The sequence below is a fragment of the Pseudomonas oryzicola genome (assembly GCF_014269185.2).
Classification (GTDB): domain Bacteria; phylum Pseudomonadota; class Gammaproteobacteria; order Pseudomonadales; family Pseudomonadaceae; genus Aquipseudomonas; species Aquipseudomonas oryzicola.
The window spans coordinates 695205-708690 of record NZ_JABWRZ020000002.1; the positions used below are offsets into that span (position 1 = coordinate 695205).

Genomic DNA, 13486 nt, shown 5'->3' on the forward strand with positions numbered 1-13486 from the left:
CTACACTTGCTCGGCTGTTTCCCTCTGGAGGTATGCCGCGATGAAAATAGTCGTCAGTACGTCGAGCCGAAACCCTGCCTGCCCCTGGCAGGTCCAACTCGACCAGCACGTGGTCGGTTTCCGCAGCGAAGCCGAAGCGCGTGCCTTCGTCGCCACGCTGGAAACTCGCCTGCAGGCACCTCACCCGCTTATGCGCGAGCCCTGGCCTGCAAACGCCGGGTCAGCAGTGCGGCACTGACCACCAGCGCGCCACACAAACTGATCACCAGCGCCATCGGTATTGCACTGCCGTCGTGCAGCAGCCCGACCAGCGCCGCCGCGCCGGCAGCGACACTGAACTGCAGGCAGCCAATCAACGCCGAGGCACTGCCGGCCCGCGCGCCCTGCCCGCTCATGGCACAGGCCGAAGCGTTGGGGATGATGCAGCCGAGGCTGGCGATACAGACGAACAATGGCACCAGCAGTGGCCACAACTGCGCCGGACGCAGCGCCGCCACCCCCAGCAACACCAGGCCTGCAACCAGGTATAGCCAGACCGCCCGCACCAGCAGGAATGCCGGGCCACGTTTGGCCAGCAAACGGGCATTCACCTGCGCCATAAGGATGAAACCGGCAGCATTGGTGCCGAACAACCAGCCGTAATGCCCGGCCGGCACACCGTAAAGCTTGATGAAGACGAAAGGTGAGCCGGCAATGTAGGCGAACATCCCGGCAATCGCGACCCCGCCGGTCAAGGCATGGCCGAGGAATACCCGGTCAGCGAGCAGCCGCAGGTATTGGCGCAAGGCGCCAGACAGTGGCTGGCGCGGCATGTGCGCGGGCAGGCTTTCCGGCAGTCCGAGGCTGACTGCCAGCAGGCATCCGGCACTGAACAGGCTGAGGGCGAGGAAGATCAATTGCCAGCCGGCCAGGTTCACCAGTACCCCACCCAGCATCGGCGCCAGGATCGGCGCCAGGCCCATGACCAACATCAGTTGCGAGAACACCTTGGCCGAAGCCACCGGGTCGCATTTGTCGCTGACGATCGCCCGCGACAGCACCATGCCAGCGCAACCACCCAGCGCCTGGACAAACCGCGCCAGCACCAGGGTCTCGAGGTTGGGAGCATAGGCACAGGCCAGCGACGCCAGGGTGAACAGGGTCACACCGAACATCAGCGGTTTGCGTCGACCAAAGCGGTCAGCCACCGGGCCATAGGCCAGCTGGCCGATGGACAAGCCGAGGAAGTAGACGGCCAAGGTGGTCTGGACATGTTTTTCATCGGTGGCGAACGCCTGCGCCATCGCCGGGAAGGCAGGCAGGTAGAAGTCGATCGCCAAGGGCCCGAACGCACTGAGTGCGCCCAGGATGAGCACCATTCGCAGGTTCATCAGAAATCCATAGCAGGCTAAGCAAGTGCTTGATTCTACCTGCTGTGTACCCGTGAGTACGAAAACATTTGCAACAGTTCCGATGGCTACCGCTACCTGTGGGAACGGGCACGCCCGCTCCCACAGGTAAGTCTTCAGGCAACTTCGGCCTGATAACCTTCATCGCGAATGGCCGCAAGAATCTGTTCTTGCGCCAACTCGCTCTGCACCCGTACCTGCCTGGCCGCCAGGTCGACTTCCACCGTGGCTGCTGCGTCCTGCTCCTGCACGGCCCGGGTCACGGCTTTCACACAGTGGCCACAGGTCATGCCTTGTACATTGAACACTTGCATGGGGGTTACCTCCTTCAGTTTTGGCCAGTCTCAAGCTTGCCACCGGGTCAAGGTCAAGACTTGCCAACAACTGCCGGGGTGGAAATCCGCGCGCGCGTCGGCCAAGCTGCGCCTTTGATGATCAGGCAAGCAGGAGATTCTTCATGTTCAGGGCAGTATTGGGCGCCGTCGGGCTATTGAGCACGCTGGCTGCGGTGCCACCGGCCAGCGCCGAGGGCAACTCGGACTACAGCGTACTGATCATTTCCCGCGAGCGCCTGGAAGTGGCCACCAGTTGCGAAATCGGCATCTACCTCAACGACCAGCTCTCCGGGCGGGTATTCCAGGAGCAGTCCACCTCGTTCAACCTGCCAGCAGGCCCTGTGGACGTGCGCCTGCGCATACTGCCCGGGCAGATGCCGGGCTGCGCGCCGGGTATCGAGGACCAACGCAGCACACGACTGAACCTGCAGGCGGGCCAGATCAACAAATACCGCATCGCCATGGGGCAACATGGGCTGGAGTTGCAACGAGCCGGCCTGGGCTATTGACCTTACCCGCGTGGCAAGGTTGATGCTGGCGGCACGCACAAGGAGGACAGCCCATGCCCGCATCTACCACTTATGACCTGCCGATCGCCGGCATGACCTGCGCCAGCTGTGCCGGTCGGGTCGAACGCGCCCTGCGCAAGGTCACCGGCACCGAACAGGTCAGTGTCAACCTCGCCACCGAACAGGCCCGGATCCAGGCCCCAGCCAACAGCCTGCCCGCGCTGGTCGATGCGGTACGCGAAGCCGGCTACAGCGTGCCCACCCGCACCGTCGAGCTGCAGATCGGCGGCATGACCTGCGCCAGTTGCGTCGGGCGTGTCGAGCGAGCCCTTGCCAAGCTGCCAGGCGTGGAACAGGTAAGCGTCAACCTGGCCAGCGAACGGGCACACCTGGAAGTGCTCTCGTCGGTCAACGACAACCTGCTGATCGACGCGGTGCAAAAGGCCGGCTACAGCGCCAGCCTGCCGCAAACAGCCAGGGACGACCCAGGCGCCAACCAGCATCGCCTGCGCAACGAACGCCTGGCCGTCGGCGCGGCTCTGGTACTGGCCTTGCCGCTGGTGCTGCCCATGCTGCTGCAACCGTTTGGGGTGCACTGGATGTTGCCCGCCTGGGTGCAGTTCGTGCTGGCCACGCCTGTGCAGTTCGTGCTCGGAGCCCGCTTCTACGTGGCGGCCTGGAAGGCCGTGCGCGCCGGCGCCGGCAACATGGACCTGCTGGTAGCCCTGGGTACCAGCGCCGGTTACGGCCTGAGCCTGTACCAATGGGCGCAGGCTTCGGCGGGCATGGCGCCACACTTGTATTTCGAAGCCTCGGCCGTGGTGATTGCCCTGGTACTGCTGGGCAAGTACCTGGAAAGCCGCGCCAAACGCCAGACTGCCAGCGCCATCCGCGCCCTCGAAGCCCTGCGCCCGGAACGGGCCGTGCGCGTAGTCGATGGCCGCGAAGAAGACGTTGCCATCGCCCAGCTGCGCCTCGGCGACCTGGTGCTGGTCAAGCCTGGTGAGCGCTTCCCGGTCGATGGCCAGGTCGAGGACGGCAGCAGCCATGCCGATGAAGCGCTCATCAGTGGCGAAAGCCTGCCGGTGCCCAAGCAACCTGGCGACAGCGTCACCGGCGGCGCCATCAATGGTGAAGGCCGGTTGCTGGTACGCACCCAGGCGCTGGGCACCGAAACCGTGCTGGCACGCATCATCCGCCTGGTCGAAGACGCCCAGGCCGCCAAGGCCCCGATCCAGAAGCTGGTCGACCGGGTCAGCCAGGTATTCGTCCCGGCCGTGCTGGTGCTGGCACTGATTACCCTGGGCGGTTGGTGGCTGGCCGGCGCGCCACTGGAAACCGCGCTGATCAACGCCGTTGCCGTGCTGGTCATCGCCTGCCCCTGTGCACTCGGCCTGGCCACCCCCGCCGCGATCATGGCCGGCACCGGGGTCGCCGCCCGCCACGGCATCCTGATCAAGGACGCTGAAGCCCTGGAACGTGCTCATGCAGTCAACCGCGTGGTGTTCGACAAGACCGGCACCCTCACCTCCGGCAGCCCTAGGGTGGTCCACAGCCAGGCGCAGGTGGGCAGCAGCGCCGACCTGCACCGCCTGGCTGGCGCCCTGCAGCGCGGCAGCGAACACCCGCTGGCCAAGGCGGTGCTGGATGCCTGCGCCGAACAAGGGCTGGACGTACCCGCCGTCACCGGCAGCCAGGCGCTGACCGGGCGCGGCATCGCCGGCTGGGTCGAAGGCCGCGAGCTGGCCCTGGGCAACCGCCGCCTGCTCGACGAAAGCGCCCTGCCAGCCGGAGACCTGGCCTCCCAGGCGCAAGCCTGGGAGGCCGAGGGGCGCACCCTGTCGTGGCTGATCGAACGCGGCACGCAGCCCCGTGTACTGGGCCTGTTCGCCTTTGGTGACAGCCTCAAGCCTGGTGCCCTGCAGGCGATCGAGGCCCTGCATGCACAAGCCATCAGCAGCCACCTGCTGACCGGCGACAACCGGGGTAGCGCCAAGGTGGTAGCCGATGCCCTGGGCATCGATGACGTGCATGCCGAAGTGCTGCCGGCCGACAAGGCGGCAACCGTGACCACACTGAAGCGCGATGGCGTAGTCGCCATGGTTGGCGATGGTATCAACGATGCCCCGGCACTGGCCGCCGCCGATATCGGCATTGCCATGGGCGGCGGCACCGATGTGGCCATGCAGGCCGCCGGCATTACCCTGATGCGCGGCGACCCGCGCCTGGTGCCGGCTGCGTTGGAGATCAGCCGCAAGACCTACGCGAAGATCCGCCAGAACCTGTTCTGGGCGTTCATCTATAACCTCATCGGCATCCCGCTGGCCGCGCTGGGTTACCTCAACCCGGTACTGGCGGGCGCCGCCATGGCCCTGTCCAGCGTCAGCGTGGTGAGCAACGCGTTGTGGCTCAAGGCCTGGAAACCCAGCAGCGATACCCAGGAGGCTCCATGAACATCGGCCAGGCCGCCCGCCGCAGCGGGCTCAGCACCAAGATGATCCGTTATTACGAATCCATCGGCCTGCTCAAGCCCGCAACACGCAGCGACAGCGGCTACCGCCTGTACCAGGCCGAAGACCTGCACAGCCTGGCATTCATCAAGCGCTCCCGCGACCTGGGCTTCTCCCTCGAAGAAGTCGGCAAGTTGCTGACCTTGTGGCAAGACCGCCAGCGCGCCAGCGCCGATGTCAAAGCTCTGGCCCTGCAGCACATCGAGGAACTGAACCGGCGCATCGAGGAGCTGGTAAGCCTGCGTGACACCCTCGGTGAACTGGTTTCGCACTGCCAGGGGGACGACCGCCCGGATTGCCCGATCCTCAAGGACCTGGCAAATGGCGCTGCGGGTGGCTGCTGTCACTGAGGCGCCCGTCCTTCTGACAGGCCCTATCGGCCCAAACACGACCGCTAGTCACTCGCCCACGACTTGATCCAATAAATACGGGGACTTTTCCTACATTAAACCCGGATGCTGCCGATGCAATTGTTACCTGCTTCGAGTAGCGACAATAACAATCCGGGGGCATCGATGAGCATCAAACAGAAACTGACCTGGGCATTCGCGGTCATTGCCGGCTTGCCCATCGTCCTGGTGGCCACCTTGGTGGTCCTCAATCTGCGAGGCGAGGCACGCGACGGGTTCCTGGACGGCAGCAGCCGGGAAATCCGCCAGGTCAGCAACGCGATGAACATCTTCTTCCAGGGCATCAACCAGAACGTCGAGTACATGGCGGCACAGCCACTGGTTGCCGCTACCGGCAGTGAACTGAACAAGTACATGAGCGCGACGCCGTCCTACGAACTGGGCGAGCAGGCCAGCAAAGTGCTGGAGTTCATGACCCGCCTGGCCACCTCGCACCCCGCCTATGCCTACCTGTCCTACGGGGTGAATGACGGTGGTTACGTTGGCTGGCCGGCCGGGCAGAAGTTCGTCAATTACGACCCTCGCACCCGCCCCTGGTACCAACTGGCCATGGCCAACCCTGGCAAGACCCTGCGCACCGAAGCCTACTACTGGGCGCCCGACGACGCCGTGCTGGTCAGCACCGTACGCACCGTCGCCAACCAGCTGGGCAACCCTGGCGGCGTGGTCAACGTCGACGTCTCGCTCAAAGGCCTTACCGAGATCGTGCAGCAGATCAAGCTGGGCGACAGCGGCTACGTGCTGCTGGTGGAAAACAACGGCAACGTGCTGGTCGACCCACGTGACGCCAAGCACAACTTCAAGCCACTGGCGAGTTTTGGCGACGGCTACGCCGAGCTGGCCAAGCACGGCAAGGGGCTGGCTGAAGTCGAGCTGGGTGGCGTGCGCTACATGGCCAATATCTACCCGGATGAACAGCTGGGCTGGACCTTGATCGGCCTGATCGAGCAAAGCGAAGTGATGCAGACCACCACCCGCCTGACCTGGCTGATCGGCATCGTGGCCGTTGTGCTGGCGGCGCTGTTCGCTGTGGTCGGTGCAACCTTCGCCAAGCTGATCGTGCGTCCGATCAACAGCGTAACCAGCGGCCTGGAAGACATTGCCCAGGGCGAAGGCGACCTGACCCGCAACCTGGAAATTCGCGGCCGCGACGAAACCGCACAACTGGCCAACTGGTTCAACCAGTTCCTCGGTGCCATTCGCAGCCTCATCCAGCACATCGGCGCCGCAGCCGGCAAAATCCTCAGCACCTCGACCAGTTCGACCCGCGTATCCAGCGACATGGCCGAAGCGGCGGGCCGCCAGCGCGAAGCCGTGGACATGGTCTCTACCGCTTTCCACGAAATGGTCGCCACTGCCAACGAAGTGGCACGTTCCTGTAGCCAGGCAGCGCAATCGGCCGACAGCGGCCAGCAGCAGGCCCGTGAAGGCCAGCAGCAGATCGACGCAGCGGTGCACAGCGTCGACCGCCTGAGCCAGGAGATCGAGCAATCGGCGCAGTCGATCCAGCAACTGGAGCGCGACAGCAACGCCATCCAGTCGATCCTGGGCACCATCCGCTCGATTGCCGAACAGACCAACCTGCTGGCCCTCAACGCCGCCATCGAAGCGGCCCGCGCCGGTGAGCAGGGCCGCGGCTTTGCCGTGGTCGCCGACGAAGTGCGGGCGCTGGCCAAGCGCACCGCCGACTCCACCGCCGAGATCGACGGCCTGCTCGGCAACCTGGCCAGCCGCACCGCCGAAGTGGCCGCGCAGATGCATGCCAGCCTGGAAGTTTCGCAGCAATCGGTAAGCCGCATCGGCATGGCCCGTGACAGCTTCGGGCAGATCCGCGAGTCGGTGGACGTGATCCGCGACATGAACACCCAGATCGCCACGGCGGCCGAGGAACAACACCAGGTGGCCGAGGACATCAACCGGCACATCAGCCAGATTCACGGGGATGCGCAGCTGGTTGCCGAACTGGCCCAGGCGGCGCGTGTGGACTCGGAGAGCCTGGCCGGGTTGTCCAACGAGCTGGATGCGCTGGTGCGCAGGTTCCGTACCTGATGCACTGCCGGTACTGGCCTCGGGGTTACCCGCGAAGAGGCCGGTACCGGCGACCGACAGTCACAGCTTCAACTCACCAGGCGTCGCCCCGAACAGCTGCTTGAACGCCGCAATATAGGCCGAAGTGGAGTCATACCCACAGCCCAACGCCGCTTCGGTCACATTCTTCCCCGCCTCCAGCAAGGCCAGCGACGACAGCAGCCGCATGCGCTGGCGCCAGTTACGAAAACTCAAACCCGTTTCCCGCTGGAACAGCCGCATCAGGGTCTTTTCCGAACACCCCAGCTCCCTCGCCCACTGCTGCAAGGTTTGCGGCTGGTCCGGGGCAGCGAGCAAGCCGTTGCACAGCGCCAGCAAGCCCGGATGTCGTGGCAACGGCAGCGAGAACCCGACCTCTGGCAGCGTGCGTAGCTGGTCGAGCAGCACCGCCACCAGCCGCGCCTCGGCGCTGTCGCCCTCTGGGTAATCTGCCGAAAACAGGCAAAACTGCTTGATCAGTTCGCGCGCCAACGGTGTCACCTCCAGCACCCGGCATCGCTCCGGCGCCCACGCGCAGGCATCACGGCGCACATACAGGCTGCGCATTTCGGCCTGCATCGAGGTGACGACCTCGTGCTCCGAATCGGCAGGTATCCACACCCCCCACTGCGGCGGGGCAAAATAGCTGCCTTCTCGGGTATAGACGCCTAGCACACCGCTGATGGCGTAGGAAAATTGCACCCAGTCGTGCTGGTGGCGAGTGGTCCAGGAGCCGGCGCCAAGGCTTTCGGCGCGGGCATACAAAGGCCTGGGCAGGCGGGCCAGCGCCGGGATGGCGCGGGGTTGTCCGATGGTCGGCATGGCGGTTTCTTGTAGTTCTGAGCAGACAAGCCTAACAGCTCGTTCATCGCTCGACGATGACGGTCACCCCTTGCCCGCCCGCCGCGCAGATCGAAATCAACCCCCGCCCCTGCCCCGCCTGGGCCAGCAGCTTCGCCAGGTTGGCCAGGATCCGCCCTCCGGTCGCCGCGAACGGGTGCCCGGCAGCCAACGAACTGCCCTTGACGTTGAGCTTGCTGCGGTCGATTGCCCCCAACGGCGCATCCAGCCCCAGCCGCTGGCGACAGTAATCGGCATCCTCCCAGGCCTTGAGCGTACACAGCACCTGGGCGGCAAAGGCTTCGTGAATCTCGTAGTAGTCAAAATCCTGCAAGCTCAGCCCATTACGCGCCAGCAGCCGCGGTACCGCATACACCGGCGCCATCAACAGCCCTTCACGGCCAGTGACGAAATCCACCGCCGCCGTTTCGCCATCGACCAGATAGGCCAGCACCGACAGCCCTTGCTGCGCCGCCCACTCCTCACTGCCAAGCAGCACCAGTGAGGCACCGTCGGTGAGCGGTGTGGAGTTACCGGCCGTCAGCGTGCCCTGGCCGCTGCGGTCGAAGGCCGGCTTGAGCCTGGCCAGTTGCTCCAGAGCCAGGTCGGGACGCAGGTTGTTGTCGCGGGTCAGCGCCAGGAACGGCGTCAGCAGGTCATCCTGCCAGCCTTCGGCGTAGGCAGCAGCCAGCCGCTGGTGGCTGAGCAACGCCAGCTCGTCCTGTTCGGCACGGCCGATGTGGCAGGCCTGGGCCATGCGTTCGCAGTGCTCGCCCATCGACAAGCCGGTACGCGGCTCGCCATTGCGTGGCAACTCGGGTTTCAGATGGTGGGGGCGCAGCTTGAGCAGCGGCTTGAGCCGTTCGCCCAGGCTTTTGCCACGGTTGACCTGCAGCAGGATGTGGCGCAAGCCTTCGTTTACCGCAATAGGTGCATCGGAGGTGGTGTCCACGCCACCGGCAATGCCGCAATCGATCTGCCCCAGGGCAATCTTGTTGGCCACCAGCAGCGCGGCCTCCAGCCCGGTGCCACAGGCTTGCTGAATGTCATAGGCCGGAGTGTGCGGCGACAGGCGTGAACCCAGCACGCATTCACGGGTCAGGTTCATGTCACGCGAGTGCTTGAGCACCGCACCGGCGACCACTTCGCCCATGCGCAACCCATGCAGGCGGTAACGCTCGATCAGCCCCTCGAGCGTGGCAGTGAGCATTGCCTGGTTGCTGGCCGTGGCATAGGCGCCATTGGAGCGGGCGAAGGGAATTCGGTTGCCGCCCAGGATCGCGACCCGGCGAGGTGAACGCATGCGTTGGTTCCTCCTGAAACAATTTGATCCGTACAGCCTAGGTGTTTTTAGCGCATTCGAACGACCTTGCGACAAACTTGGTCCACACTTTCAAGCTTGCCTTCCGGAGACCACTCATGAGCGATCGCTACCTCGGCTTTGCCAACTCCACCCTCGGCCGCCGGCTTGTGGATGCCCTTGGCCTGCCACACCCGGCTCCGCTGGAGCGCTGGCAGGCCGGCCGCCTGCGCCCGGTGGAAGGTGCCCTGGTGCTGGGTGGCGGGCCCCTGGCAAGCCAGGTCGAAAACCTTGCCCCGCGCCTGACCGACACGCTTTACAGCTTCAATACCGACAATCTCCAGGCCGAGCCGTGGGTGGCCGGCCTGGGGCCGAAAATCAAGGCCGTGGTGTTCGATGCCACGCATTTGTCCGACATCGACGGGTTGAAGCAGTTGCGCGAATTTTTCCAGCCGTTGCTACGCAGCCTGGCGCCGTGCGCCCACGTGGTGCTGCTGGGGCGCGCACCGGAGAGCCTTGGCGACCCGCTGGCCAGCATTGCGCAACGGGCCCTGGAGGGCTTCAGCCGCTCGCTGGCCAAGGAGCTGCGCAATGGCGCAACCGCCCAACTGCTGTATGTCGCCCCCGGCGCAGACCACCAGTTGGAAGGCGCACTGCGTTTCTTCCTCTCGCCGAAAAGCGCCTTCGTTTCCGGCCAGGTGCTGCGCCTGGAAGCCTGCGCCAGCCAGGTCGAGGACTGGACCCGGCCACTGGCGGGCCGCCGTGCCCTGGTGACCGGCGCCGCACGCGGCATCGGCGCTGCCATTGCCGAAACCCTGGCGCGCGACGGCGCCGACGTGCTGCTGCTGGATGTGCCACAGGCCAGCCAGGACCTCGACGCCCTGGCCGCGCGCCTGGGTGGCAAGGCGCTGGCGCTGGATATCTGCGCCAGCGATGCAGCAAGCCGCTTGCTCGCAGCCCTGCCGGAGGGCATCGACATCGTGGTGCACAATGCCGGCATCACCCGCGACAAGACCTTGGCCAACATGACCCCGGAATACTGGGACGCGGTGCTGGCGGTGAACCTCAAGGCGCCGCAGGTACTGACCCAGGCGCTGCATGATCATGGCGCCCTGGGTGAAAACGCGCGCATCACCCTGCTGGCCTCGGTCAGTGGCATCGCCGGCAACCGCGGGCAGGCCAACTATGCCGCCAGCAAGGCCGGGTTGATCGGCCTGGCGCAGGCCTGGGCGCCGCGCCTGGCCGAGCATGGCAGCAGCATCAATGCCGTGGCCCCCGGTTTCATCGAAACCCACATGACCGCCGTGATGCCCATGGGCCTGCGCGAAGCCGGGCGACGCTTGAGTTCGCTGGGCCAGGGCGGTCGCCCGCAGGACGTAGCCGAAGCCATTGCCTGGCTCAGCCAGCCCGGTTCCGGGGCAATCAACGGCCAGGTGCTGCGCGTTTGCGGCCAGGCCTTGATGGGAGCCTGAACATGAGCAGACACTGGCACGACCTGCACAGCCCGGCTTCGCGCGCCAGCCTCTACCTGCGCGCGGCCAGCAAGCGCAAGATCAGCGCTGACCGCCTGCCGGGCGACGGCCTGCGCTGCCTCATCGGCGTCCAGCCGGACAACCTGGCAGCCTACCGGCGACTGTGCCATTTCGCCGACGATGGCCGCCTGCCGGCTACTTACCCGCACGTGATGGCGTTCTCGTTACAGCTGCAGTTGATGACCGCCGACGATTTCCCCTTCCCCCTGCTGGGCCTGGTGCACCTGCATAACCGCATCGAAGTGCTCCGCCCGCTCGGCGCCATCGAAGGGCTGCGCTTTGCGGTGTATACGGACAACCTGCAAGCGCACGCCAAGGGCGGCACCTTCGACCTGGTCACCGAAGCCGAAGACGGCATCGGCCTGCTCTGGCGCGAGACTAGCCGCATGCTGGTGCGTGGGCTCAAGCTGGAAGGCGGGGCAGACGAGCCTGCCGAGGACGAACCGGCTGCGTTGCCGGAGGCGACCCGCTGGTACGCCGACAGCGATATCGGCCGGCGTTATGCCAAGGTCTGCGGGGACTACAACCCGATCCACCTCAGCGCCGCCAGTGCGCGGCTGTTCGGCTTTCCCACCGCCATTGCCCATGGCATGTGGAGCAAGGCCATGGCCCTGGCAGCATTACGCGGGCATCTGCCGCACAGTGGCTATGCCTTCGAGGTGGGTTTCCGCAAGCCGGTGCGGTTGCCGTCGGAGGTGGTGCTCAGTGCCAGTGAGGCAGGGCCGCAGGGAACGCTGCGGCTGGACGGACATAGCGGTGTGCTGCATATGGTCGGGCACTGGGAGCCGCTGTAGGAGCGCCCCCGTCTGCCTTGGCGGAACACGCTTGCTTTGCATCGGGCCTGCGCTGAAGCTATGCAGCATTAGGAGACCCCGATGAACCTGCAAGAACTCACCCAACGCCTGCACCAAATCCGCGACAACAACGACTGGCGCGGCTTCCACAGCCCGAAGAACCTGGCCATGGCCGCCAGCGTCGAAATGGCCGAGCTGGTGGAAATCTTCCAGTGGCTGAGCGAAGAGCAATCGCGCCAGCTGCCCGCCGACAAGCTGGCCCATGCCGGCCAGGAAATCGGTGACGTAGTGCTCTACCTGTTGCTGCTGTGCAGCGAGCTTGGCCTGGACATGGACCAGGTGGTGCGGGCCAAGCTGACCGACAGCGAGAGGCGCTTCGCCCGATGAACGACCGTCATTTCGATGAGCTGGCCACCCGCTTTGCCGAGAAGATCTATGGCGGCGCAAAGGGCGCGATCCGCCTGGCCGTGCTTCAGGCCGACCTGGCCGAGGCCTTGCCCGACCGCCCCTTGCGCATCCTCGACATTGGCGCCGGGTTGGGCCACATGGCCTTGTGGCTGGCGCAGCGCGGCCACCAGCTGACCCTGGCCGAGCCCGCCGCCCCGATGCTCGATGGCGCCCGGGTACGCTTTGCCGAAGCGGGCCAGGCGGCCACCTTCATCCAGGCCCCCTGGCAAGACCTGCTTGGCCAGCTCACCGAACGCTACGACCTGGTGCTGTGCCACGCCGTGCTCGAATGGCTGGCCGAACCGGAAAGCATCCTGCCCGTGCTGCATCAGCTCACCGCCCCTTCCGGGTGGCTGTCGCTGGCTTTCTACAACCGTGACGCACTGGTCTATCGCAACCTGCTAAAGGGCCATTTCCGCAAGTTGCGCAGCAACCGGCTGGAAGGCGAAAAGCAGAGCCTCACGCCACAAAAACCCCTTGATCCACGCCAACTCAGGGCGCAACTTGAGCCTATGTGGCAGGTGGAAAGCGAAAGTGGCGTGCGCGTGTTCCACGACTACATGCCCAAGGAGTTCCAGGGCAAGGCCGAGCTGCTCGACCTGCTGGAAATGGAACTGGCCTACCGTCGCCACCCCAGTTTCGCCGGGCTTGGCCGCTACCTGCACTGGGTCTGCCGCCCTCGCTGACTCACTTGTCGGAGGACTACATGCCGTACCGTCTGTTGTGCCTGGCGCTACTGCCGCTTGCCCTGGCTGGTTGCCAGGGCAGCAACCCGTATGTGGCCAGCAGCCGCCCGTTGCCCCCAGCCCCTGCCCAGGCGGCCACCACCTTCGATACCAGTGCCTACCCGGCGCCCACGCGTGACTACGGGCATTACCGCAGCTGGAGCTGGCGTAACGGCCAGTTGCCCAGCGGTTCGGCGAATACCGACCCGGCGCAACTGGCCGATGCCATCAGTGGCGCACTCGACCAGCATGGCCTGCGCCCGGCCCGCGGTGGCCCTGGCGACCTGCTGGTGAGCGCCGACATACGCCTGGAAAAGCGCATACGCCAAGTGCGTGACTACGATGCCTACGACCCCTATTACGGCCCCTACCCCTACGGCGGTGTCGGCTATGGCGGCTACCGCAATGGTTATGGGGCCTATGCCAATGTGCCTATCGTACGTACCTACGAAGTGCAGGTGATGGTGGTACGCATCGACCTGTACGACGCCCGCGACGGCCAGCCAGTATGGAGCACCAGCGCCGAAAGCGGCAGCGACAGGGACTCGCCGCGGCAACGCGAAAGTGCCTTGCGCGAATCGGTATACAAGGCGCTCAGCGGCTATCCTCCCAGTTAGTGCCTAACGGAG

General features: G+C 65.4%; 14 protein-coding genes and 1 pseudogene. 11 read left to right on the forward strand and 4 right to left on the reverse strand.

The genetic code is table 11. From position 1 onward, the window contains the following. Positions 1–40 precede the first annotated feature (40 nt). Positions 41–238, forward strand: a complete 198-nt coding sequence (locus tag HU760_RS24525) for a hypothetical protein (protein ID WP_225932878.1) — start codon at positions 41–43, stop codon at positions 236–238. On the opposite strand, the gene HU760_RS21380 is transcribed toward HU760_RS24525, so the two are convergent. Together HU760_RS21380 and HU760_RS21385 are read right to left on the reverse strand one after the other, a co-directional pair. After that, positions 189–1370, reverse strand: coding sequence for a multidrug effflux MFS transporter (locus HU760_RS21380; RefSeq protein ID WP_186678813.1), 1182 nt, complete (start codon positions 1368–1370; stop codon positions 189–191). The two genes, HU760_RS24525 and HU760_RS21380, sit on opposite strands and share 50 nt — an antisense overlap. A 134-nt stretch (positions 1371–1504) precedes the next feature. Continuing rightward, complete coding sequence (locus tag HU760_RS21385) at positions 1505–1702, reverse strand: heavy-metal-associated domain-containing protein (protein WP_186678816.1); 198 nt, start codon at positions 1700–1702, stop codon at positions 1505–1507. Positions 1703–1845: 143 nt separating this feature from the next. Between HU760_RS21385 and HU760_RS21390 the strand changes: the two genes are divergently transcribed. From HU760_RS21390 to HU760_RS24790, 5 genes and pseudogenes are all read left to right on the forward strand, one after another. Next, positions 1846–2232, forward strand: coding sequence for a hypothetical protein (locus HU760_RS21390; protein ID WP_186678819.1), 387 nt, complete (start codon positions 1846–1848; stop codon positions 2230–2232). A gap of 53 nt (positions 2233–2285) precedes the next feature. After that, positions 2286–4685, forward strand: a complete 2400-nt coding sequence (locus tag HU760_RS21395; protein WP_186678822.1) for a heavy metal translocating P-type ATPase — start codon at positions 2286–2288, stop codon at positions 4683–4685. Continuing rightward, the gene (cueR, locus tag HU760_RS21400; protein ID WP_186678824.1) at positions 4682–5092 is read left to right on the forward strand and encodes a Cu(I)-responsive transcriptional regulator; all 411 of its coding nucleotides are present in this window, start codon (positions 4682–4684) and stop codon (positions 5090–5092) included. The genes HU760_RS21395 and cueR overlap by 4 nt, the downstream gene beginning before the upstream one ends. A 363-nt stretch (positions 5093–5455) precedes the next feature. Next, positions 5456–6343 (forward strand): annotated as a pseudogene (locus tag HU760_RS24785) (cache domain-containing sensor histidine kinase); the annotation flags it as partial. Between the two features lie 129 nt (positions 6344–6472). Continuing rightward, complete coding sequence (locus tag HU760_RS24790; protein ID WP_437179865.1) at positions 6473–7201, forward strand: methyl-accepting chemotaxis protein; 729 nt, start codon at positions 6473–6475, stop codon at positions 7199–7201. 60 nt (positions 7202–7261) lie between these two features. Here HU760_RS24790 and HU760_RS21410 read toward each other — a convergent pair whose 3' ends face one another. After that, a complete protein-coding gene (locus tag HU760_RS21410; protein ID WP_186678829.1) occupies positions 7262–8041 on the reverse strand; it encodes an AraC family transcriptional regulator in 780 nt (259 codons plus the stop codon). 43 nt (positions 8042–8084) lie between these two features. Next, positions 8085–9362 carry an acetyl-CoA C-acetyltransferase gene (locus HU760_RS21415; protein WP_186678831.1) on the reverse strand — a complete coding sequence of 426 codons (1278 nt, stop codon included), beginning with the start codon at positions 9360–9362 and terminating at the stop codon, positions 8085–8087. Between the two features lie 116 nt (positions 9363–9478). Between HU760_RS21415 and HU760_RS21420 the strand changes: the two genes are divergently transcribed. From HU760_RS21420 to HU760_RS21440, 5 genes are all read left to right on the forward strand, one after another. After that, positions 9479–10831 (forward strand): 3-oxoacyl-ACP reductase, encoded by a 1353-nt coding sequence (locus HU760_RS21420; RefSeq protein WP_186678833.1) that lies wholly within the window; start codon positions 9479–9481, stop codon positions 10829–10831. A gap of 2 nt (positions 10832–10833) precedes the next feature. After that, positions 10834–11685: a MaoC family dehydratase gene (locus HU760_RS21425; protein WP_186678836.1), complete on the forward strand. Its 852-nt coding sequence runs from the start codon at positions 10834–10836 to the stop codon at positions 11683–11685. 81 nt (positions 11686–11766) lie between these two features. Continuing rightward, on the forward strand, positions 11767–12072 hold the full coding sequence (locus tag HU760_RS21430) for a MazG-like family protein (protein ID WP_186678840.1): 306 nt from the start codon (positions 11767–11769) through the stop codon (positions 12070–12072). Next, positions 12069–12818 (forward strand): methyltransferase domain-containing protein, encoded by a 750-nt coding sequence (locus HU760_RS21435; RefSeq protein WP_186678842.1) that lies wholly within the window; start codon positions 12069–12071, stop codon positions 12816–12818. The genes HU760_RS21430 and HU760_RS21435 overlap by 4 nt, the downstream gene beginning before the upstream one ends. A 20-nt stretch (positions 12819–12838) precedes the next feature. Next, on the forward strand, positions 12839–13474 hold the full coding sequence (locus HU760_RS21440; protein ID WP_186678844.1) for a DUF4136 domain-containing protein: 636 nt from the start codon (positions 12839–12841) through the stop codon (positions 13472–13474). Positions 13475–13486: the final 12 nt, after the last annotated feature.

Coding starts and splice junctions, on each gene's coding strand:
- HU760_RS24525 (WP_225932878.1), top strand. CDS start 41: ATGAAAATAGTCGTCAGTACGTCGAGCCGAAACCCTGCCTGCCCCTGG.
- HU760_RS21380 (WP_186678813.1), bottom strand. CDS start 1,370: ATGAACCTGCGAATGGTGCTCATCCTGGGCGCACTCAGTGCGTTCGGG.
- HU760_RS21385 (WP_186678816.1), bottom strand. CDS start 1,702: ATGCAAGTGTTCAATGTACAAGGCATGACCTGTGGCCACTGTGTGAAA.
- HU760_RS21390 (WP_186678819.1), top strand. CDS start 1,846: ATGTTCAGGGCAGTATTGGGCGCCGTCGGGCTATTGAGCACGCTGGCT.
- HU760_RS21395 (WP_186678822.1), top strand. CDS start 2,286: ATGCCCGCATCTACCACTTATGACCTGCCGATCGCCGGCATGACCTGC.
- cueR (WP_186678824.1), top strand. CDS start 4,682: ATGAACATCGGCCAGGCCGCCCGCCGCAGCGGGCTCAGCACCAAGATG.
- HU760_RS24790 (WP_437179865.1), top strand. CDS start 6,473: ATGGTCTCTACCGCTTTCCACGAAATGGTCGCCACTGCCAACGAAGTG.
- HU760_RS21410 (WP_186678829.1), bottom strand. CDS start 8,041: ATGCCGACCATCGGACAACCCCGCGCCATCCCGGCGCTGGCCCGCCTG.
- HU760_RS21415 (WP_186678831.1), bottom strand. CDS start 9,362: ATGCGTTCACCTCGCCGGGTCGCGATCCTGGGCGGCAACCGAATTCCC.
- HU760_RS21420 (WP_186678833.1), top strand. CDS start 9,479: ATGAGCGATCGCTACCTCGGCTTTGCCAACTCCACCCTCGGCCGCCGG.
- HU760_RS21425 (WP_186678836.1), top strand. CDS start 10,834: ATGAGCAGACACTGGCACGACCTGCACAGCCCGGCTTCGCGCGCCAGC.
- HU760_RS21430 (WP_186678840.1), top strand. CDS start 11,767: ATGAACCTGCAAGAACTCACCCAACGCCTGCACCAAATCCGCGACAAC.
- HU760_RS21435 (WP_186678842.1), top strand. CDS start 12,069: ATGAACGACCGTCATTTCGATGAGCTGGCCACCCGCTTTGCCGAGAAG.
- HU760_RS21440 (WP_186678844.1), top strand. CDS start 12,839: ATGCCGTACCGTCTGTTGTGCCTGGCGCTACTGCCGCTTGCCCTGGCT.